Here is a 22,205-nt window from a genome sequence, read left to right as displayed (position 1 = left end):
CTCAATGGCTCGTAAAGGAATCATTCTGGCTGGCGGCTCCGGTACTCGCCTGCACCCGGCCACCCTGGCCGTCTCCAAGCAGTTGCTGCCGGTGTACGACAAGCCGATGATCTACTACCCGCTCAGCACCCTGCTGCTGGCCGGTATCCGCGACATCCTGATCATCTCCACGCCGCAAGACACGCCGCGTTTCGAGCAATTGCTGGGCGATGGCAGCCAGTGGGGCCTGAACCTGTCCTACGCTGTGCAACCTACTCCGGACGGTCTGGCACAAGCCTTCACTATCGGCGCCGACTTCATCGGTAACGACCCGTCGGCACTGGTACTGGGCGACAACATCTTCTACGGCCATGACTTCCAGTCGCTGCTGCTCAATGCCGACAAGCGCGAGTCCGGAGCGTCGGTATTCGCCTATCACGTCAATGATCCAGAGCGTTATGGCGTCGCTGAGTTCGATAACAGCGGTCGCGTACTGTCGCTGGAAGAAAAGCCCAAGGTGCCGAAATCCAGCTATGCCGTGACCGGCCTGTATTTCTACGATAACCAGGTTGTCGGTCTGGCCCGTGATCTGAAGCCATCGCCACGTGGCGAGCTGGAAATCACTGACCTGAACATCCTGTACCTCGAGCAGCAACAGTTGAACGTCGAGATCATGGGCCGCGGTTATGCCTGGCTCGACACCGGTACCCACGACAGCCTGCTCGATGCCGGTCAGTACATCGCCACGATGGAGCGTCGTCAGGGTCTGAAGATCGCCTGCCCTGAAGAAATCTGCTTCCGTGCCGGCTGGATCGATGCCGAACAAGTGGAACGCCTTGCTCAGCCACTGCTCAAGAACGGCTATGGCCAGTACCTGAAGAACCTGCTCAAAGAAAAGGTGTTTTGATGCAAGCAACTCCTTTAGCCATACCTGAAGTCGTGCTGTTTACCCCTAAGGTATTCGGTGATGAGCGTGGCTTTTTCTACGAAAGCTTCAATGCACGTGTGTTTAAAAACGCCACCGGTCTTGAGCCTGAGTTTGTCCAAGACAACCACTCGCGTTCGGTAAAAGGTGTACTGCGCGGCCTGCACTATCAACTGGACCCGCATGCACAAGGCAAGCTGGTGCGTGTGGTGCAAGGCGAAGTGTTCGATGTGGCCGTGGATATCCGTCGTTCTTCACCGACCTTTGGTAAATGGGTCGGCGCCGTGCTCTCGGCGCAGAACAACAACCAGTTGTGGATTCCGCCAGGCTTTGCCCATGGGTTCATTACCCTGAGCGACACCGCCGAGTTCTTGTACAAGACCACGGACTTCTATTCGACGCAGAGCGAGCGCTGCATTGCCTGGAACGACCCTGAGATCGGGATCGAATGGCCGCTCGATTGTGCACCGCAGTTGTCGGGTAAAGACCAGTTGGGTGTGGCGTTGAAGGATGCCGATCTGTTCGACTGATCAGTCGAAAAAGGCGGAGCGTGCCCTTTAAGGTGACGCTCCGTTTCTGATTCGATAAGCCGCTCGCTTTAGTTGGAATGTCACCGCGTGCCGAACCGTTCCATGTCTGCCCATGTCAGGATTTTTCCTAGACGCGAGTGCAGATCAAGGGCTATATTCCCGTGAGATCAAGAAGATTACTGGTGGCAGTTGCAAGTACTGAATGCAACGGGTTACTGAATTGAAGTAGGAGCAGCATGATGCATGCCCATCACCTTTGTGATGACTTCAATCGGGCATTTGGAACCGAGGCGGCTGCGAGGTCGAACCCTCAGTCCCTTCTGGCGGTATTAAGACACGTCCGTGTCTGTTCATTGGTTACTCAACGTCGCGTAGCCCCTAACATCTGCCGACATCGCAGCAAAATTGCGTATTTCGCTGTGGCACCGATCTCCCCCTCCGCTGGTCTAAACGCTCAACCGTGGAAAGTACTCGCGAACTGGTCATGGGCTGGTTAAGTCACCGTGCTGCCAGTCAATGTGGAATGGCGCCGGGTGCGCTTTATCTGCAACCCCCTTATTTGCCGTTTTTTTTCGGATCGCCGCGGATGACGGGCGAGTCCTGCTGCATCACATTCTTCAATTATTTGTGCCTTGATGAAGCGAGACCTCGCTTCCCTTCCCTCCCAAAAGACAGGTTGATATGAAGCATCTTGACTGCACTCTCAGAGATGGCGGCTACTACAATGCATGGGATTTCTCTGAGTCCCTGATAAAACAATACCTGGTGTCGATGCAGGCTGCCGGCATCGATATTGTAGAGTTGGGGCTTCGCTCACTGAAAAACAGCACCTTCAATGGAGCCTGCGCTTACACCACCGATGCATTTCTCAAAACACTGGAGCTGCCGCCATCATTGACCATCGCTGTCATGGTCAATGGCAGTGAACTGGTAGGAAGCCTTCCGTGCGAGCAAGCGCTGGAGCGTCTGTTCCCGTCCCCTGCAAGCGAATCACCGGTTGATCTGGTTCGGGTCGCCTGCCATGTCCATGAGTTTGCCAAAGCCTTGCCAGCCGCCACCTGGTTGAAAAAGCGTGGCTATCAGGTCGGCTTCAACCTGATGCAGGTAGCGAACCGCACGGAAGAGGAAATCAAGGCCCTGGCTAAACTCGCCACCGAGTACCCGCTGGACGTTCTGTACTTCGCCGACAGCCTGGGCAGCATGCCGCCGGCCCAGGCGGCACAGATCATTGGATGGTTACGCAGCGAATGGAAAGGCGCACTGGGCATTCACACCCACGATAACCTGGGCCTGGCGCTGTCCAATACATTGCGCGCCCTGGATGAAGGCGTGACTTGGGTAGACTCCACTGTTACCGGCATGGGACGCGGCCCTGGTAACGCTCGCACTGAAGAGCTGGCCATCGAGATCGCTTCGCGACGCGGTAAGCCCAACAACCTGATTCCTTTGATGACCCTGCTGCGTGAGCATTTCAAGCCCATGCAAACCAAATACGGCTGGGGCACTAACCCGTACTACTACCAGGCGGGTAAATATGGCATTCACCCCACCTATATTCAGGAAATGCTCAGTGACTCCCGTTATGGCGAAGAGGATATATTCGCGGTGATCGAATACCTCCGTAACGAGGGAGGAAAAAGCTACAGCCCCAATACCCTGGAAGCCGCACGCCTCTTCTTCAGTGGCAACCCTAATGGGCTGTGGGCGCCCGATACACTGTTTGCCGAGCGCGATGTACTGCTACTTGGCACAGGTCCCGGCGTCGCCAAGCACCGGGAAGCGCTTGAAGAGTTTATTCGTCAGCACAAGCCTTTGGTGATGGCGCTGAATACCCAAAGCGCAATTGCTGCTGAAATGATCGATGTACGCGTGGCATGTCACCCCGTTCGTCTGCTGGCTGACTGTGAAGCGCACATCAACCTGCCTCAGCCATTGATCACGCCTTATTCCATGCTGCCTCTGGACGTGCAGGATGCACTTTCCAATAAGACAGTGCTGGATTTTGGCCTGAACGTTCAGCTCGATGAGTTTGCATTCGAGCGCACGCATTGCACCATACCGACCTCCCTGGTCGTGGCATATGCGCTGGCGGTGGCCACCAGTGGCAAGGCAAAACGCATATTGATGGCGGGGTTTGACGGGTACCCTGGTGAAGACCCACGGAACTACGAAACCAACAAGCTGCTCAAGCATTATCAAGAGACGCCGAATGCGACGCCGCTGCTGTGCATCACCTCCACGCGCTACGACATCAACTCCCAAAGTGTTTATGGGCCTTTAGAATGAGCATAGATAAAATCACCTGCTTTCTGCCTTGCCGCAAAGGCAGTCAGCGTATTCCCAACAAGAATATCAAGCCCTTCTCAGGTATTGAGTTCGGGCTGGTTGAGATAAAGCTGAAGCAGTTGCTTGATGCTGAACAGATTGACAGGATTGTATTAAGCACCGACGACGATGTGATTCTGGAATACGCTCACTCTCTGGGCAGTGAGAAAATTCAGTTGCACAAGCGAAGTGCCGAATTGTCCAGCAGTGAAACCAGCACGGACAAACTGGTTGCGCACGCGCTTGACCTGATCCCGGAGGGGCATATTCTCTGGACACACGTCACTTCGCCATTTGTCACGGCAACGCACTACAACGACATCGTGAAGACCTACAAGGAAAAGCTTAAAGAGGGCCATGATTCGCTGATGACCACCACCGTAATCCATAGCTTTCTCTGGCAGGACGGAAAGGCGATGAATTATGACCGGAATGTGGAAAAATGGCCGCGAACCCAGACATTGAAGCCTGTCCACGAAGTGAACAGTGGCGTGTTTCTCGCGCCTTCAACGGTCTATAAAGAACTGGATGATCGAATCGGTAATCAGCCTTATCTTTTTGCGCTGGACAACTTGATAAGCCATGACGTTGACTGGCCCGATGACTTTATCATCGCTGAATGCCTGCTGGAAAAAGGGCTGGTTAAACTATGACCCAGCCCCTGTTAAGCATTGATCGTTATGCAACGATGGTCTTCGATTGCGATGGCGTCTTGTTGAACTCCAACGAGGTCAAAACCCAGGCCTTTTTTCAGGCGGCACTGCCTTACGGTGAGAAGGCGGCCCAGGCCTTGGCCGACTATCACGTCGCCAATGGTGGCGTTTCTCGGTACAAGAAATTCAGCTACTTCCTTGAGCACATGGTGCCGGCGCCTCTGGAGGATGTGACGCTTGATCATCTGCTGGCCCGCTACGCAGCCTGTGTACAGGAGGGGCTGCTTAAGTGTGAGGTGGCCTCTGGTTTACACCAGCTACGCGAGAAAACACCAGGGGCCCGCTGGCTGATCGTTTCTGGCGGCGACCAGGCCGAGTTGCGTAGCTTGTTTGCAGAGCGTCAATTGGCATCGCTATTTGATGGCGGTATTTTTGGCAGCCCGGACACCAAAGACGAAATACTGGCGCGCGAGAAAAGCAATGGGAACATTGTGTCGCCCGCTCTGTTTATTGGTGATAGCAAATACGATCATCAAGCCTCGACAGCCGCCGGTCTGGACTTTGTATTTCTCAATGCCTGGTCGGAAGTGAAAGAATGGGAACACTGGTGCCAACAGAATGAAATCGATTTTTCATTGAACGTTTCATCGTTGGCGGACAGGCTGAAGTAGTCCTGCATTCAAACTGCCTACCGCTTGCAACATAGACGGCCGATCAAGATCCTATCAATCGGCTGTCAACCTTTGCTGTGCGCCGAGTCCCTCCAGAAGCCAGCCTTTCATGAGGCGACCAGACGCTAAAGTCAGAAACTTCTGTCGACTCTCCTGACGATACATTAACGGGTGGGGGGCTTGTATACTTCAGGACTCCTGGAGAGCGACCAACATGCGAAATACCTCAATCCCCCTGGATTTCCCCGAGTCCGACAAGATCATTTATGAATCGGAAAATCTCGTCGTACTCTACTGCCGCGCCTCGGATGCTCAATCCAGGCAGTTGGTTGTTGCGTTTTACCCTTTGCAACTTACGCATTATATGGACTTACCGCGTAAAGGCCAGAGCCGTGAAACCATTCGAGCCGCCGGGCTGGATGCCATCCAGGTGATTCCTCGTGGAAATCATTGGTACCAGTATGACGATATCGATGCAATGATCGCGGAGGTGCGCCTTATCGCTGATCGGTATTCGGAAGTCGTAGCCTATGGTCAGTCCATGGGGGCATATGGTGCGATTCACACATCAGCGCTGCTTCGTCCTTCTACAGTCTTGGCAATCTGCCCACAATTTTCAGTCGATCCAGCGAGAATAACCTTCGATTCCGGCTACGAGGACTATGCGGTAGACATAAACTTTATCCGCGACGATATCGAAAAGAATGCAAGTCCGGACACTGAATTTGTTATCACGTATGACCAGCACCTTCTAAACGACTACAACCACTACCTTGCGTATGAGGGGCATCTGAAGACGGTATATAGATTGCGCATGCCGTTCTGTGGGCATGGTGTGAGCGAGGCGCTGAGAAAAGCTGAAATGGTCCCCAACTATCTTATTCGACTGATTATTGGGGGCAAAAATGAGATCAATGCCACACGGCAAGAATTTCGGCGTCACAGGCATAAAGTCCCTGCCTACTGGGAGGGATTAAAACGGGCCTTATCCAAGTGGCAGCTCAGAAACAAGAGCATCGATAAGGCCAGTGCTCGAGCTTTCAACGTCTACGAGTCGACCAGGCTTTTCTCATCGCTGCAAGCGTTTTGCGAGATTGCCGAAAAGCTAGGTACGCCACAGCAGGCTGCGGCTCGGTGGTTTTTTGCCATATCAATTTTTGGCGAGAAACTCCCAACACTTGCTTATGTGCGTGCCATCAAGTATTCCTTGCTGGGCGGGGACATCGACTTGGCGCGGATCACGTGCCTTTCGGCACTTGAAAAATTTCCGAATGATTTCGGGCTGATGAGGGAATACCTGGACATTCTGATCCATGAATCCAATTTCAGCAGCGCAAAGCTGGCAGCAGCCGAGCTTCAAAGAGTTCATGGAGCGAAAGCGGATGATGTGATCCGTCATCGAAAGGCTGTGCTCTCGATTTAATATCTCGCCAGCGATGCGTAGGCCCGGCCGGTCGCTCATGATGCGTGCCGATGCCAATTGAAAATCCTTTGTAAACGCGCCACACACCACCTTTTATAGGGGGTATGGCGCGTTACGGTCAAGCCGTCCTTGTTTTCTCTCTCCGGAAAACCTGTCAGCCCACACGGGGTTATCAAACGGTTGACACAAGCTCTTTTAAGACACAATACGGATTATCGCGCATATCGCCCTCTTTAAACATAATAGAAAGCGCCACATACAACACTTGAGACAAGCCAATCAGATTATAAATATCGCCCGCCACTTCTTCATCTTCAACATCATGTGTCATCACGTACTTCAAGGTCGGCTTGGCCCTGGAGGTGGACTCATAAAAATATGTTTTGTCCCGATTTTTTACCACAAGCACTTTTTTCTTATACGGAGAATTATCAAAGTGCGACAATTGATCGCTGTGAATCTTCGCGTTTTCTTCGCCGGCAAAATACAATAGGTTATCGCAATATTTATGCGAAGCAAAGATGGCCTCTTCAGCGTGCCGTAACTCAACCCCTCCGATCACGCGTGGCTCAACAATCCCCAAACCAACATAGTTATTGATAAGCTTGAATGAGTTATTGGTGCCAGATACTACAACTTTCTCATTTCTAAAATATTTGAATATCTTGAAAAATGACTTTTTCAAGGCCAGCGTGTCATGAAAAGCATCCATAGGGGACTTCCCCTGATACAGCTTTTTCAAGAAAAAAAATCCAAACGTCGTGGGATGATTGCTCGCGTCCATAAACAGGAAATCCAGATCCTGATCAAATAAAACAGAAAGCTTTATCGCATTCTTGAATTTATTTTCCAGGTGGCCCAAATTCCAGACCGGGTGCTTATAACAACCATTCACGGTGTATTTGTTGTTAATTCTGTTTTTATATTCCCTGATGAACAAACACCAAAAAACCAGTTTTATATCATGGCGATTAAGCTTTTCCAAACCTTGGATTGATTTATCAAATGAGACCTTGTCTATGTCCAGATTAAAAAATTCTTTTTTAATCGAGAACATGTCTTTGACGTTATGGGTTACGTGATAAGCATTTCCAAACCTGAAGTCGCCCACCATAATAAACGGGTGTGCGGTCTGTGCCAGTTGCTCAACTTTTTCATGCCAGATCGGCAGTGTTCCATGCCCATAGAACTGGTCATCTATATTGAAAAATGATTTAAGCCTTTGCCAGCGAACAACATGAGATGGACCAATAATCATAGGGGTAGAGACCTGAATATTTTTAGATAACTAAACGTTAATAACGCACACCTTTGTTCTTTCTGAACAGGTGATGTTTTCAGATACATTGATCAACTTCAAGTGTGCGTCATGTTTTATCCTGGTGCGCCACACCGCCTCATGAGTGGCTGTGTAGGTACCGCCCTGATCACGCCTGCACACCGCCGCAGCACCGTTTTTGTGCTGTTCTGGAGAACGGAATGTTCGGGTGTCTTTTTTCATGGTGGGAAGTGTACTCAATGCCCTATTTAATTGCCAGATCATGTGTGTCGCAACGGCGTGTCCTGCCCATTAGTTCAGGTAGCACGCCGTGAACATAGCGTCGGAATCAATTATTGAAAAAATCATTCTTCGTTTTGTTCAGGCGATCCTTAAGCTGAATGAAGTAACCCAGTCGAGGAGGAAGGCCCTTGTCATGCCGGCGTACGGCACCAATGAAATCGATGTAATAGCCTGCCAGGTCGACAGGATACTCCGCCGTTGTGCCAGGTGAAAATTTTCGCTCATTCAGAGCCGCATGAGCGGCGAAGGCATTACGCCCGATTTCTACCAGGGCCGTGCAGTCTGGATATTGACTCAAGATACTTTTGTTTTGAAAACTGAAAATATCAGAGAGACCACGACGGCAGAGTATAAACGTATTCAGGAAAGCATCCGACGCTTCTCCATGACGGCCTTTTCCATAGAGATAAAAGGAATAAAGCAGCATGGCCGAAGCGGTGTTCCAGTAAACAATATGCGCTTTGGCACTTTCGTCGCGCATGTCATAGAGGTCTTTCGCAATATCGAAAGCACTGTCGCGAAGCCCGTAGAACTCTGCCAACGGAATGATATTGGTCCCCGAAGAAATCCACCAGCGCAGCGTCACAGGATCCAGAGGGGCGGCGGGTTTGGAAGCGATTAATTCGCTCCGAATACGAATAAGCTCACGCCCCAATTCCGCTCGGCCCTCAGGGTTTTCACCCACACGGAAAGCGAGGACGGAAATCACGCCACAGAAAAACTTGCTACTCCTATCCATCGAGAGCAAGAGGGAGCGTAGATAGTGGTAGAACACCGTCTTGTCAGACACTCGGGTACGGAAATTGAAGACTTTTTCATTCAGATAATGAATATTATGCGAACGGTCTATATCGAAATCCATCGGCGGATCAATACACGTCGTCTGCCCGTTAGTTTCGCTGATCAGTACGCTATCCGCCACGAGAGAGTAAGTATCAGGAACAGAGAACACATGGCTTTCGGGAGTGACGGCGACCGGCTCCAGCCACGTCGTTCCTCCATCGAAACTGACCGTGGGAGAGTTTTCTGCTGTGACATGAAGTTTTACATCAAAAGCAGAGTATTCAAATGTTGTAGATGGCAACTAATTCACCTATTTATACTTGAGTTTTAAGGTCGTGCAGATGATGGCAGGACGAGTTATTGTAAGCAGGGCACGTGCAGGCGTAGAACTTTCAATCGGGATAAAATAATTGAAGTTGGTCGACATGGCGTGTTGAATTAAACCACCTACAGCCCTTCGATAATCCCCTGCTTTACGCGGTGGTTCGATGTAAGAACTCAGCGGATAAGATCGAGGGTTGTTTTGATATAAATTCACTTATCTGCCTGAACTGAGAAAATCTCGCTAGATCGCTTAAAAATACCACCAATCATCTAATTATCAAGCAGGTTTGACGGTTTTTTGCGGACGGCGACGAAAACCGAGTGAGCCCCCTTGCCTGAGGTAAGGGGCGGTAATGCCTTATACCAAACTCAGCCTCGAAGAATGCGTGACTATCCCGATCAGGAAAATGCACAATTTCTGGCCTTGCTGGTTTCAACCAGGCTTCAAGAGAGTGACGAGAATCGGCGGGCTTGACGAAGAGAGAATAGTTCGACGTTGGCGTCGAGGTGCCTCATGAGAGGCTGGCGCCTGAAAGCGTTCAGGCGCCACCCCAAGGTGTTGAATGACGTATTACGGGCTGATTTTTAACAGGCTCAGATTACACCTCGGCCCCTGCTTCAATCACCTCGCTTGTCAGCTCCATGTACAAGCCTTTCAATGTTTCTGTCTGCTCTGTGGCCGTTCTTTTGACAGCGGTAGTGGAAGAAGCCTTATGTTTCTCGGGCGACAGATTGATATAGTTCAATGCTTTTATCAGCATGTCTTCTGTCGGATTGATCACATACCCATTTTCGCCGTTGACGATATCCTCGCCGATGCCCCCCAGACTGCTGGCCACCACCCAGCAGCCACACGCTACCGCTTCGCGCGTGACAAGGCCAAAGCTTTCAGGCCAGATGGAGGGCGCAAACAGCACATCAATCTGACGGTACAGGTCTACAATCTTGTCCTGATCGACGCGCCCGATGAATTTGACCGGTACCTTGCCCCAGAATGAGCGATGCTCGTACCCTTCTTCCTTGGAGTGATCCACGATAAGGAATTCCAGGTTTTTCGGTTGAGACTCCAGCACGGCGTCTTTAAGCAGGTGATAGCCTTTGTGCTCAGACATGCTACCGATATGGCCGCACACGACATTCTCTGTGTGGCTGGTATCTTTGGGGCTCCATGGCAGGTATTCAGAGATACCGTTCGGAGTCACCTCAATATCACGGATGCCGTTGGCGCGGTAGATATTGGCAAATGCATTCGATACGGTTAAACGTTTTTCAGCGCTGTTCAAAAGCTCTTTCAAATCCCGACGACGCTCAATGGAGTCAGCCAGCGTCATATTAGGGGCTAGCTCGATGAGCTGGTAAGGGTCGGGGTGGCCTTCAGCGTAGACTTTATCGTTATGGTCAACGAGGAACTGGAAGTCGGAAATCCACCAAGCGTCGTGAGCGGTGACAATATAGGGAATGCCGAAGTCTTTAGCCGCCTCGACAATTGAGGCAGTCAAGCGCTGGATACAATGGAAGTGGATAACGTCCGGTCGTTCCACCTCCAGGAACTCGGTGAACAGGCGATACATTTCCGGGTCCCTTGGGTGCCAGTCCATGTGCTCGCGCCACAGCGTTGTCACTTGATAAACACGGCAATCCTGATGGTTATAGACGGTCATCTGGTGGGCGCTGCGGTGCTCGGCATCGGCGGTGAAGACACACACGTCGAGCTCATCAGCATGGTGTTTACGCAGCGCCGAGAAGTTATCCGCGACAACACGAGTCGCCCCACCAATCGATTGTGGCGGGAAGAACACGTTGACCAATGCCAACTTGGGCTTGCGTGGCTGCGCACTGGCACTAGCACTTTCAAGCTGCTCAATCAGCTTGCCGCCAAGCGTCTGCAGGCTGTAATCATCTTTGGCACGCTGCATCGCCGCCTGGCCCATGCGTTGACGAAGTTCCTGACTGCCCGCGAGTTGCCGGAGAGACGAGTACCACTCCTCAGAGGTAGTTGCCAGGAATGCATCTTCACCGTCGCGCACCACATCCCGGTAGTTGGCAGTACTGCTAAGCACCGAAGGGATACCGAAGCAGGCGGCCTCGAACCACTTCAGTTCACTTTTACAGGCATTGATCAGGTCGTCGTGCAAAACGGCAATATTGATATCCGCCTGCTCCAGCAGCGACCAATAGCCCTGCACGCTTTTTACAGGAGGCAGCTGGCTGTACTGTTTGGCAAATCGAGTGAGGAACGCTTGGGGCAGACGCAAGTAGCCCACTACCACCAGGCGAGCCCGGGGAACCTCCTCAAGCACTCTTTCGATGGCAGGCAGGGCCTGCTCGATAAAATCACTGTTGTGGGCTTGAGTCCCGCTGCCGTAGAAAATATCGATGGTCTGTTTTTGAGATTTGTTCTGTACGCGGAATTGGTTGAGGTGGTCCAGACCATTCCGGTGTAGCCAGCAGCGTTGTTCTTGCACCAGTTCAGCCAGCTGCTCACGCAGCGGCTCAGTGGAGGCAATACCCTGACGACAAAGTCGGGCAGCGGCGTTGAACAGCGCCATACCACGAGTCAGATTTCGGTAAGCGTCCAATGAAACATAGCCACCATAGGTCTCGATGGCCGGTGGGTACTCGGGGACGAACAACAGGTCGTCGATTTCATAAAGGCTAAGCTTGCCCGTGGCATTGACCTGGGCAATCGCCTTGATGACCTTGGGCACCGCCGGCACCCGATAGAAGATCACCACGTCGTGAATGGCCAAATCGTTCTGGTGCGTTTCAAGTTCCGTCCAGTTGATGGCGGTGACTTCTTTGTCGAAAGCAACCAATTGCTCAATTTTTTGATTGATGCGGTAGCGTTCACACTGGGCTATATGGAAATCGCCCACAATCAAAATGCGGTCAGTATTGATGTGACCCAATGGCGGCAGTGTTGGATTTTGCAGCGCCGCCTCATTCGAGCTGACGGCCGATGGATTTCTTCCAAATTTAGGCAAGTACGCCTGGTGAAGTCGGGTTGCGAAAAGACGAGCCTTTTCGATCAACTGCTCACGACTTCCAGTATCGACCCACGCCAACAGTTCCGCATGAAGGCTGCTCCACATCTGCTCAGCGAGCCGCTCCAGCTCATCGTATTGCTGACGGAAGTTAGGGTTACTGGCAATACCGCTGACCAACACGTCAAAGGCTTCATCGAGACGGTGTAGCTTGGTAAGGCAGCGCGCTCGGTTGATAGCTGTCCACTTCAGCGTATTGGACAATGCGGCAGTCGCATTGTAATAGTGCAAGGCAATACTGACGTGCCCTTCGTCCAGGTAGCTATTGCCGAGTAATTCCAGGGCCTGTGCCAACGGTCCGAAGCTCAACGCGGCTTCCAGCAAATGGCGTCCTTGCACACGCTGTCCGTGGGCAAGGTAATACTTGCCCAGCTTAAAGAAGGCCGTCTGAGTCTTTTCGGGGGTCTCTGCCAAAGCAATAGGCGCCACATTCCAGCCGAGCAAGGTCTCCAGAATGCCCTGTGGTTCCACCTCCATCCCGCACTCGGCATTACGCTTCATCACCTCGGAGAGTGAGAATCCAGCAGGAATAAGGTTCGATGGAACATTATTTTTTTTGGCCCACGCTGAGAGCGAAGGCACTCTGCCTTCCTCCTCACCATAATTCTTGAAGTGCGCATCTGCCATGGCTTGCGTTGTGACATTGGCAAGTACCAGGTCAGGGTATAGCGTCAGGTAAAACTTCAGCTCGACTCTGTTTGCGTTGGAACGTTTGGAAGCCACGGATGTTGTGTCATGACTGTCCAGCAGCGTATTAGCCCGTTCCGCTTCTCTTTCTGCATGGGCGGCAGAGGCGTAACGTTTTTCGTGGAAGCCGAACTGGTGCCAGTGATATTCCAGCGCTTCATCATCCAGATGCGCCAAGTCATGGTAGCGGGCTCGGTAGTAGATCAGATCTAATTCAATGTCCTGTGCGCTGGTTTTTTCCGGCGTCAAAGAGGCCGGACTGTCCAATAACTCATTCGTCAGTTCGTTCTCGCCCTGTGCATGGGCAGCGGATGCATAACGCTGCTCATAGAAGCCGAACTGGTGCCAGTGAGATTCCAGCGCATCGTCATCCAGATGCGCCAGATCAGGATAGTTTGTTCGATAGTAGGTCAGGTCCAACTCAATATCAGAGCTGGTTTTTTTCGGAGTGACAGAGGCTGTACTAGATGCCTGATACGTAGGGTCTAACTGCGCCGGTAGGCTGGGTGATGTTTGCGTGGCGATCATGTATAGCGCTCGTGTGAAGATCCGAAATCAGCAGCCGGAATATGTGATGAAAACAGGGGAATCATGTAGATAGAGCTGAAGAAGCAATCCCGCATTCTGCGGCAGGATGGGGGTTCGTACAATACCTGATCCATGACCGAAACCCGTCTGCAAGGCCAGTCCGGGATGCCTGGCTATCTTACATCTTTGGCCGTAGGGTATATTTTTTGTGGGTACTTTGTGCCCTGTTTTTCAAGGCTGTCTCGAAACGTTCGGTTGTCGATACGGCAGGCGCAGTGTCCGTTGGTCGGCAGCGCAGGATTTCCATCACAAGCTGGAAGAGCGCGGCGCGGCCCCAGGGAGGTCGACCACCTCAGGCGGATCTACAAGGCTCAGATGAAGGCAGCAACGGTTAATACCGCCATGCCGGCACTCCAATGTTGCCTACCCAGTAGTCAGTGGCGGAACCAGTTTGACGCATTGATGCCATAGCCATATCGCTACGTGTTCTGCGTCATCGCCAGCGTCACAGAGTGCCTGTTGCGCGTACGGATCAAGTCGATGGTTGATGATAAGTTGTATCGAAAAGCCAATCGGATCACAGAAAGGAAAAGCATTGATGGACGCCCCACTTACCGCCCCATTGCCAAGTGGGGTATCAACTGCTTCAGCTATCATCATGGGTGGCAAGGAGCATGCGCGATTCGATACGCAGCTCAACCACTGGGTTCTGAATGCGGAGCCTCGCAACACCGCGAATGTGCTCCAAGGCGCTACAGGTCATACAGATCGCTCCTTGCCGGCCTCCGAAAGCGCCTTGATGTATTTAGCGAAAGATGACTCGCCTGCCTTGGGGAGCGATACGGCACAACGCCCAAACCTTGCTACCGCCTCTATCTCTGAACAGCGGCCGCCAGTGGTCTTTGTGGACGCTCCTGCGCGTATCGAGCGAAACACAGATGATCCTGCTTACCTCTTGGCCAATCGCAAATACCAAGCCACGCCAACCATTGCCAGGACGGGGCCTGACCGATACTGGAGCGCATGGCGTGCAGACAATGCCACTGCCGACGAGGGGCCTGGAAACTTCGTTGTCCTGGGCTATTCAAAGAACGGTGGCGAGGGCGTCAAAGAGTACGGCTACTTGACGTATTCACCCAGCTATCCAGGTAACCAAGTCATCGATCCGATGCTCTGGACCGATCCGGATGGACGCCTTTGGCTCTTCTATGGCGTCGTAGGAGACAACAAACGTTACGATGGTGTGGGCGGCTCATGGGCGGTGATCTCCGACAATCCGAATGCAGCGTCTCCTGTATGGGGTGAACCCTTTCGCTTGTCTTACCATGGGGTTCCACGCCACCCCGTCAAAGTTAACGACAAGTGGTATTTGGCGGTGGATATCTGGCGGTTCTCTGCTGAATACCCGCCTCTCTACATGAATCATGTAGGGCCGCACATGTACGAGCTGGATTGGCACGATCAGAAGATCAAGTATGTCTCTCGACTTCCACCGAACAATAAAGGCCAGTACACCGGGTTTTTCGAAACCGAGTTCGTACCAAAATCAGATGGGAGCGTCCTGGCCCTGCTCAGGTCGAAGGATGCTTCCTCGCCGATGCTGTATTCGGTCAGTAGCGACATGATGCGGACGTGGACACCGTGGCAGGATTACACAGTGGTTGCACCAAGCTCATCGTCGCGCGCATGGCTGGGCCGGACGCCTTCGGGGCGCCTGTTACTGTGCTGGAACAATGATCTTGTGCGACGGACGCTGACGGTTGCGCTCTCCGAGGATGATGGCGCTACGTTCCCGTATAAACGTGTTATTGAACCGGGCGCTTCGGATCAAGCTTCGTACCCTGTTGTTACCTTTGGAGATAACGGGGAAATATTCGTTATTTACGACTACGGTCGCGTTTCCAAGAAACAGATCAGAATTTCCACGCTTAACGAGCAGGAGATCATTTCAGGAAAGCGTGCTCCCTTGGTCAACGTCGTTAGCGATCCAGCTCATCCATAAGGAATGCCCTTGAGTGACGTACGGAATTTGGCGGGGTAAATGACGGATTCAGGTGGGTAAAGTACGCAAAGACGGTTTACTTTATCCACCCGCTGCGAGATCGATATTCTTTACCCCTCTCGCCTGCTACCCCTTATCCCGACAACCGATTCGCAAACTGCTCCACCGCCCCCACCACCCGCTTGGCGCCGTCCTGGATCTCGATGATCACCGCACCCGCTTCACCGGCCAGATCCAGGCCCTGCTGTGCCTGTTGCTTGCCACTGTCAATCACGGTGACGGCCTGCTCGGCCAGTTTCTGGTTTTTCTGTACCACCGTGATGATCTCTTCGGTGGCCTTGCTGGTGCGTGAGGCCAGTTGCCGGACTTCGTCTGCCACCACCGCAAAGCCTCTGCCTTGTTCGCCTGCACGCGCCGCTTCAATGGCGGCGTTGAGGGCCAGCAGGTTGGTCTGGTCGGCGATGCTGCTGATGCTTTGAATGATCGAGCCGATTACCTGGGACTGTTTGTCCAGCGCGGCAATGCCGTCTGCGGCCTGCTGCATGTGCCTGGCCAGCTCGCGCATGACATCGACCGTCTGCTGTACCACCTTGGCACCGCGCTGGGCGCTCTCGTCGGTGTTTTGCGAGGTGCTGTAGGCAATGTTGGCAGCCTGCGAAACGGCCTGTTCGTTGTTGACCTGGTCGGTGATCACGGTGGCGAATTTCACCACTTTGTAGAGGGTGTTGTGCGAGTCGGTGATCGGGTTGTAGGAGGCTTCGAGCCACACCGCCCGGCCATGGCTGTCGACACGTTTGAAGCGGTCGACAATGAATTCGCCACGGCGCAGCTTCTCCCAGAACGTCTGGTACGCCTGCGAGTTGTATTCCTGCGGCTCGCAGAACATCTGGTGATGTTTGCCGATGACCTGGGCCTTGTTGTAGCCCATCGCTTGCAGGAAACGATCGTTGGCTTCCAGCACGTGGCCGTTGAGGTCGAACTCGATGACCGCCGTCGAGCGTTGCAAGGCTTCGATCAAATTCTCGTGCTCGCGAGAGGCTTCGATGGTGCGGGTCAGGTCGCTGGCGTAGATCGAGATATGCCGCACCTGGCCTGCGGTGTTGCGGATCGGTTGCAGGATCGAGCGCAGCCAGGCTTCTTCGCCGTTCTGGCGCAGCAGGCGAATCACGCCGCTCATGTGTTCGGCCCGGCTGATCGCCGTCCTGACCCGCGTGGCGAACTCCAGCGGCCTGACGTGGGCCGGCATCAAGTCTTCCAGCGCACGGCCCTGCAGGTCACTGGCGCGGTAGCCCAGCTCCTTTTCGAAGTTGGTGTTGACCCATTCGATGCGTCCCTGAGGGTCGAGAGAAATGACCAGCATTTCCGATTCAAGACTGTCGCGTACCTGCTCCATGGATGACAACGACTCGCGTAACTCCGACAACTCTTGCTTCAGGCGTTTATTGAACATGGGGCAGATCAGCTCGATGACAGGGGGGCTTTGCTCCCAGCATCGGCAGGGGAAGACGTTACTTTAGGGGCTGTGTTTTATAGGGTTTGCCCAAGGCAAGCTGGCATGCCCGGTTGCACGCTGTCGTGATGCCCGGTATGGTTCGCCAATCCATGGTCAATCCCATGGGTCGGGCGTAGGAACCCGTTCTCAAGAAGGCGCACAAGCGCTTCCATAACGATTGCAGGCGCTTTTTTTGTGCCCGCTTTTCTGTGTTATGGCGGCTGTGTGTGGGCAGGCTTCGGCCTGGCCGGTAGCCTTCTTGACCGGTATTCCTACCCTGCACACAGCTGCCACCCAATCCCGTAGGAAGGATCGTGGCAGCTTCGTTCTCAAGAAGGAGCTACACCTATGCATACCTGCAATCCGTCCAGACCCTGCGCCCTGGAATCCTGTCCGGGTTACATCGTTTCGACATAACTCACGCATTTCCTGACTAAACGGGATCGCGGTCGCCTTTGAGGTGGCCGCGACAGTGATCTGTCTTCCAGGGCCACAGGGCCGGCGGAAAAAATAATGAATATTCAAAACGGCGCCTCGGCGTCAATGGGTTCGGCTTGCCTGAAAAAAGCCATCGAGCTGTTTTTTGTCGTGCATCCCAAGGTAGCGAAGCCGTTGCTTGGGCCTTTTCTCACAGCGGCTGATGCCGAGTGTGGGCGCTTGGTGATTCGCAGCGAGGGCGCGTTTGTCGAAGCGCGTACGGTCGTTTCAATCGAAAACTTCATTCACGGGCATGCGGTGAACAACGGGCGGGTATGTCGGGTATTGCTGGGGATTGCTGCAGAAGGAGGTCAGGCATGAGCCAGTCCATTGATTCCCTGCCGACCCTCTTGCCTCGCCCGGAGAACGTCGCCGATCACACCGGCAAGCGGCGCGGCAAGATGATTGCCATCGCTTGGTATCGCCCCAGTCGCACGGGCAAAGGCACGGTGTGGTTGTGCCGCTGCGAGTGCGGGTTGTTCGAGTACCGACGGCCGGGTACGTGGGAGAGCAAGCCACATCCTGATGACATGTGCGATGCGTGTCTGCGGGCCAAGGGGCCTAATTCCAAAGTCACCGCTAAGGCCCGTTACCAGCAATGGATTGAGGGTTTGCGCGACCTTGGCCTTACGGACAATGAAGTCACTCAAATAATCGCGTCCGGCTCAGCGATAGAGACCAGAAACAAGACCGCTGCTGACATCCGCGAGCAGCTCGCCAAGGAAGGCTTATGAAAATCGCCACAGTGTTATTTCGCGAAGCCCTGCAATCAGCTTTCGGCCCGCTTGATTGGGTCCCATTGTGCGATGGTGAGATTCATCGTTTTCATGTGCCGGGCGATAAACCGGGCCGGCTCAATGGCTGGTATGTGTTGTTCATTGATTCGATTGCTGCCGGTGCATTTGGCAGTTGGAAATCAGGAAGTACCCACACATGGTGCAGCCGGCAACCTCAGGATCATCAAGAAGCCCGGCAAGTACGTGAGCACATGGAGCAGGCACGCCGGCGACGGGACACAGAGCGCCTGCGGTGTCAGTACCAGGCCGCCGAGTTGGCGCTGTGCTGGTGGCGAAAAGCGCCCGGCGCTAATCCAGAACACGCTTATCTGGTGGCCAAGCAGATCAATCCGTACACCCTTCGCCAACGCAACGATGAGCTGCTGGTTCCGCTGTACGCCAATGGGCAACTGGTCAATCTGCAACGTATTGGACCGGACGGTTCCAAACGCTTCCTGCGCGGCGGCAAGGTGCAATCCAGCTACTCGATACTGGGCACCGTTACACCCGATAAACCCCTGTGTATCTGCGAAGGCTGGGCGACGGCTGCCACATTGCATCAGAGCGGCTACACCGTTGCGGCTGCGATGAATGCCGGCAATCTCAAGCCGGTAGCGCTGGCACTCAAGGCGCAATATCCCGACGTGTCACTCATCATTGCCGGCGACGATGACCGCCAAACCGATGGCAACCCCGGCCGCACTTTTGCCAATGCCGCCGCCGTGGCAGCGGGTGCACAGGTGACCTTTCCCGACTGGCCTGCCAATGCGCCGCTGGACCTGACCGATTACAACGACCTTGTGATCTGGAGGCGCGCTCATGACATCGCCTGAATCTACGTTCATCAGCCTGCATCCCGATGCGCCTGCTATTACGCCCGATCGTCCGTGCTGGGCGGTGTACGAACACTGGGTCATTAATGAAAAAGGCCGCCGTCTCAAGCCCGGCGTGTACTGGCATGGCTATAAGAACCCAACGGACGATGAGTCAGATGACAGCCGGCCCACCACCGATGAGTGGATCTCCACACCGGTCACCGTCATCGCCCGCACCACCAATACCGACGACGGCAGCGAAGGCCGTCTGTTGCGGCTATTGACCGACAACGGCCACAAGGAGTGGATCATCGCCATGGAGGTATTTGGCGGCAGTGGTGAGGACGCTCGTCGCCAGTTATTCGGCATGGGCGCGATCATCGCCATCAAGAAACGCGGCCCGTTCATGGAGTATTTGCTGGACCAGAAGCCTGTCGAAACCTTCGCGACCACTAGTCGGCCGGGCTGGCACGAATCAGGTGCGTTTGTGTTGCCGGGTCGCACGATTGGCAGCGACAAGGTGCGCTACCAGAGCAGCGGCAAGACCCAATTACTGTTCAGTCGTCGCGGCACCTTGGACAGCTGGAAAACCGAAGTTGCCGCCCGTTGTACAGGCAACCCGGTACTGACTTTGGCCATCGGCTGTGCCTTGGCAGGGCCGCTGCTGAGTCTGGTCGGCGTACTGGGTGGCGGTGTGCATCTGGTTGGCGACAGTTCCAGCGGCAAGTCGCTGGCGCAGTTGATCGGCTCGTCGATATGGGGCGATCCGGGTGTGTTTGCCGTGTCGTGGGACATGACCAAGGGCGGTCTGGAAATCGAAGCCTCGAGCCGCAACGATACGATGCTGCCGCTGGACGAAATCAAGCGTGCCGACCCCAAACGGGTGCAGGAAATGGCTTATGCGCTGGCCAACGGTCAAGGCAAAGGCACCATGACTCGCGACCGTGAGGCCCGCGACAAACTGAGCTGGCGCCTGTTGTCCCTGTCCAGCGGTGAGCGTTCCTTGTCCGAACATGCGGCCATCAGTGGCAACAGCGCCCACGCCGGCGCCGAGTTGCGCATGGTCGATGTCAACGCCGGCACCCGTACGCACCGCGCCTTTGATGAGTTGCACGGACTGGCGGGTGCCGACTTTCACCGCCTGCTGACCGTCGCTGTCGCGGCTCACCACGGGCATATCGGGCCGGCCTTTGTTGAGCAGTTGCTGGCCAGCGACGACCAATCAACCCTGCTGAAAACCTTTGCTACCCTCCGCGCCCGGTTTATCGAAGATAACGCCCAGGCCGGACGTGTAGCCGATCGGTTTGCCGTGATTGCTCTGGCCGGGGAAATGGCGATCACTTATGCGCTATTGCCTTGGCCGCCGGGCAGTGCGCTGGACGATTGCCTGTTGCTGTTCAGGGAATGGCAATTACGCATGGGCGGCGGTAATGCCGAAGACCGACAGATCCTTGCCGGTATTTCGGATTTCATCGACAAGCACGGCAGCAGCCGGTTCTCGGATATCGACGAGGACATGATCGATACAAAGGTGCACAATCGGGCCGGCTATTGGGAGCTGCTGGACGGCAAGCGGCTGTACCTGTTCAACAAGCCGGCGTTGATCGAGGCGGCGAATGGGTATGGTCTGAGTCGGGTTATCAAGGCGCTGGAGGGTATTGGTGGCATTGCCAAGCGCGACAGCGACCGTAAGCGTCACACCAAGAAGTATCGACTGCCGGGTGGCGGCTCTACAGGGCTCTACGTCGTCGATCCTGAGGTCGTCGAATCAGAAAACGTTCAACGCTGAAGTCCCGTCAATACTGTTCCCACCAAAAACGAGGTGGGAACAGCATGGGAACGCCTAAACCCCTGTAAACATTGGTTGTTCCCACCGTTCCCACTGTTCCCACCATTTTTTACATTACAAGAACATGTGCTTAGAGAGGTTGCTCAAGCGCTCAAAATTGCCCTGAGCTCAAAGCATGATTTCACGGGAACCTGAAATCGGTGGGAACAGTGGGAACGGTGGGAACAGCCTGCTGGTACGGGGCTTTGCGGCGTTCCCACCTTAAAACAGTGAGTGGGAACGGTGGGAACACAAATATATTTTTGAATATGGGCGCGACAGCCAGTAAAACCGGTGCATCTGCTGCGCCTTTACACAGCAATCGCAATGCTTCCATCGAATCTGTGTGCAGCTCAGTTGGCACAGTGGTACCGCCGAAGAACAGCAGATCCTTGCTCCGAGCTTTCGGGCTTGGTCTGTGGTTCTCGACAATGGCCCTTGAAACACTCCTCTCGATCCCCTAGCCTTTCAAAGAGTTCCTATAAGGAAAGCCCCCTATGCGTCCTTCAGTCGCTTTTGACCTACAGCGCAGTGCCGTGCGTGAAACGATCAGCCGCTTTCGCGTCACGAATCCACGCGTCTTCGGTTCGGTGCTTCGAGGGACGGACCTCGAGGGCAGTGACCTCGATCTGCTGGTTGATGCGCTCCCAGGCACGACACTATTTGACTTGGGCGGTCTGCAAGTCGAGCTGGAGTCATTGCTTGGCATCCCTGTCGATTTGTTAACACCCACCGACTTGCCATCGAAGTTCAGGGGCCAAGTGCTGGCAGAAGCCAGGCCTGTTTGACGTCCTCCCCCACCTCGATCTTCGATCGGCGCCACAGGCGCAAAGGAAGAGGATTCCTGCTTCACAGAGCACAGCCTCAGGCTACTTGAGCCATCGGTCTTACACGCTCTCCACAGGCTAGCACCGTGAGTCCCACGGCTTTGATATTCTTTGCAGCATTGGTGTCGCGATCATGCTCGGCGTTGCACGATGGGCATGCCCAGGTTCGAGTCGAGAGTGGTAATTGGGCCAATACGTGATCACAACCTGAACAGGTTTTGCTGCTCGGGTACCACTGATCAATCCTCACGATCTGCCGGCCCGCCCAGTCACCCTTGTACTCCAACTGCCGGGCGAACTCACCCCAGGCGGCGTCAGCAATGGCTTTGGACAACTTGCGATTCCTGATCATGTTTTTGACTTTCAAAGACTCGACGCAGATCACTTGGTTTTCGTTGATCAATCTGCGCGACACCTGATGAAGGTTGTCTTGGCGGGCATCTGAAATTTTTGCGTGCAGCCTGGCCACCTTGCGTTTCGCTTTCAGGCGATTGGCTGAGCCGAGCTTCTTTTTGGCCAGTCGGCGCTGTAGCAGCGCGAGCCGGGCGGCGTATT

16 protein-coding genes and 2 pseudogenes are annotated in these 22,205 nt (G+C 54.0%); 12 read left to right on the top strand and 6 right to left on the bottom strand.

The features are described 5' to 3' along the window. The first annotated feature begins 4 nt into the window (after window positions 1–4). The 6 genes from rfbA (at window position 5) to ACYP2A_RS01045 (ending at window position 6,506) form a co-directional block, all read left to right on the top strand. Window positions 5–886, top strand: a complete 882-nt coding sequence (rfbA, locus tag ACYP2A_RS01070; RefSeq protein WP_459741956.1) for a glucose-1-phosphate thymidylyltransferase RfbA — start codon at window positions 5–7, stop codon at window positions 884–886. Next, a complete protein-coding gene (rfbC, locus tag ACYP2A_RS01065; protein ID WP_459741953.1) occupies window positions 886–1,434 on the top strand; it encodes a dTDP-4-dehydrorhamnose 3,5-epimerase in 549 nt (182 codons plus the stop codon). The genes rfbA and rfbC overlap by 1 nt, the downstream gene beginning before the upstream one ends. 681 nt (window positions 1,435–2,115) lie before the next feature. After that, window positions 2,116–3,720, top strand: a complete 1,605-nt coding sequence (locus ACYP2A_RS01060; RefSeq protein ID WP_459741952.1) for an aldolase catalytic domain-containing protein — start codon at window positions 2,116–2,118, stop codon at window positions 3,718–3,720. Then, complete coding sequence (locus ACYP2A_RS01055; protein WP_459741950.1) at window positions 3,717–4,412, top strand: acylneuraminate cytidylyltransferase family protein; 696 nt, start codon at window positions 3,717–3,719, stop codon at window positions 4,410–4,412. The genes ACYP2A_RS01060 and ACYP2A_RS01055 overlap by 4 nt, the downstream gene beginning before the upstream one ends. Further along, window positions 4,409–5,083 (top strand): HAD family hydrolase, encoded by a 675-nt coding sequence (locus ACYP2A_RS01050; protein ID WP_459741948.1) that lies wholly within the window; start codon window positions 4,409–4,411, stop codon window positions 5,081–5,083. Before ACYP2A_RS01055 ends, ACYP2A_RS01050 begins: the two co-directional genes overlap by 4 nt. 214 nt (window positions 5,084–5,297) lie before the next feature. Then, entirely contained in the window at window positions 5,298–6,506 is a 1,209-nt protein-coding gene (locus ACYP2A_RS01045; protein WP_459741946.1) for an alpha/beta hydrolase, read from the top strand. A gap of 172 nt (window positions 6,507–6,678) precedes the next feature. On the opposite strand, the gene ACYP2A_RS01040 is transcribed toward ACYP2A_RS01045, so the two are convergent. From ACYP2A_RS01040 to ACYP2A_RS01030, 3 genes are all read right to left on the bottom strand, one after another. Continuing rightward, complete coding sequence (locus ACYP2A_RS01040) at window positions 6,679–7,764, bottom strand: hypothetical protein (RefSeq protein ID WP_459741945.1); 1,086 nt, start codon at window positions 7,762–7,764, stop codon at window positions 6,679–6,681. A gap of 349 nt (window positions 7,765–8,113) precedes the next feature. Next, entirely contained in the window at window positions 8,114–9,151 is a 1,038-nt protein-coding gene (locus ACYP2A_RS01035) for a hypothetical protein (RefSeq protein WP_459741943.1), read from the bottom strand. Window positions 9,152–9,773: 622 nt separating this feature from the next. Then, complete coding sequence (locus ACYP2A_RS01030) at window positions 9,774–13,433, bottom strand: glycosyltransferase (protein ID WP_459741941.1); 3,660 nt, start codon at window positions 13,431–13,433, stop codon at window positions 9,774–9,776. A 598-nt stretch (window positions 13,434–14,031) separates the two neighbouring features. Between ACYP2A_RS01030 and ACYP2A_RS01025 the strand changes: the two genes are divergently transcribed. Continuing rightward, complete coding sequence (locus ACYP2A_RS01025; RefSeq protein WP_459741939.1) at window positions 14,032–15,435, top strand: sialidase family protein; 1,404 nt, start codon at window positions 14,032–14,034, stop codon at window positions 15,433–15,435. 133 nt (window positions 15,436–15,568) lie between these two features. On the opposite strand, the pseudogene ACYP2A_RS01020 reads toward ACYP2A_RS01025, so the two are convergent. Both ACYP2A_RS01020 and ACYP2A_RS01015 read right to left on the bottom strand, forming a co-directional pair. Then, a pseudogene (locus ACYP2A_RS01020) lies at window positions 15,569–16,003 on the bottom strand (methyl-accepting chemotaxis protein); the annotation flags it as partial. A gap of 105 nt (window positions 16,004–16,108) precedes the next feature. Further along, window positions 16,109–16,828, bottom strand: a pseudogene (locus ACYP2A_RS01015) (PAS domain-containing protein); the annotation flags it as partial. Window positions 16,829–17,440: 612 nt separating this feature from the next. Between ACYP2A_RS01015 and ACYP2A_RS01010 the strand changes: the two are divergent. The 5 genes from ACYP2A_RS01010 (at window position 17,441) to ACYP2A_RS00990 (ending at window position 21,611) form a co-directional block, all read left to right on the top strand. Beyond that, a complete protein-coding gene (locus tag ACYP2A_RS01010; RefSeq protein WP_459741937.1) occupies window positions 17,441–17,725 on the top strand; it encodes a hypothetical protein in 285 nt (94 codons plus the stop codon). After that, a complete protein-coding gene (locus tag ACYP2A_RS01005) occupies window positions 17,722–18,138 on the top strand; it encodes a hypothetical protein (protein ID WP_459741935.1) in 417 nt (138 codons plus the stop codon). The genes ACYP2A_RS01010 and ACYP2A_RS01005 overlap by 4 nt, the downstream gene beginning before the upstream one ends. Next, a complete protein-coding gene (locus ACYP2A_RS01000; protein WP_459741932.1) occupies window positions 18,135–19,013 on the top strand; it encodes a toprim domain-containing protein in 879 nt (292 codons plus the stop codon). The genes ACYP2A_RS01005 and ACYP2A_RS01000 overlap by 4 nt, the downstream gene beginning before the upstream one ends. Further along, window positions 19,000–20,784 (top strand): DUF927 domain-containing protein, encoded by a 1,785-nt coding sequence (locus ACYP2A_RS00995; protein ID WP_459741930.1) that lies wholly within the window; start codon window positions 19,000–19,002, stop codon window positions 20,782–20,784. Before ACYP2A_RS01000 ends, ACYP2A_RS00995 begins: the two co-directional genes overlap by 14 nt. Before the next feature lie 536 nt (window positions 20,785–21,320). Next, window positions 21,321–21,611 (top strand): nucleotidyltransferase family protein, encoded by a 291-nt coding sequence (locus ACYP2A_RS00990; protein WP_459741928.1) that lies wholly within the window; start codon window positions 21,321–21,323, stop codon window positions 21,609–21,611. A 76-nt stretch (window positions 21,612–21,687) separates the two neighbouring features. Here the strand turns inward: ACYP2A_RS00990 and ACYP2A_RS00985 are convergent. Further along, window positions 21,688–22,205 (bottom strand): RNA-guided endonuclease InsQ/TnpB family protein (locus ACYP2A_RS00985; protein WP_459741926.1); only part of this gene is annotated, 518 nt, incomplete at its 5' end.

It is taken from the genome of Pseudomonas sp. 3A(2025) (assembly GCF_054589175.1).
This window is presented reverse-complemented; position numbering and strand designations above follow the sequence as displayed.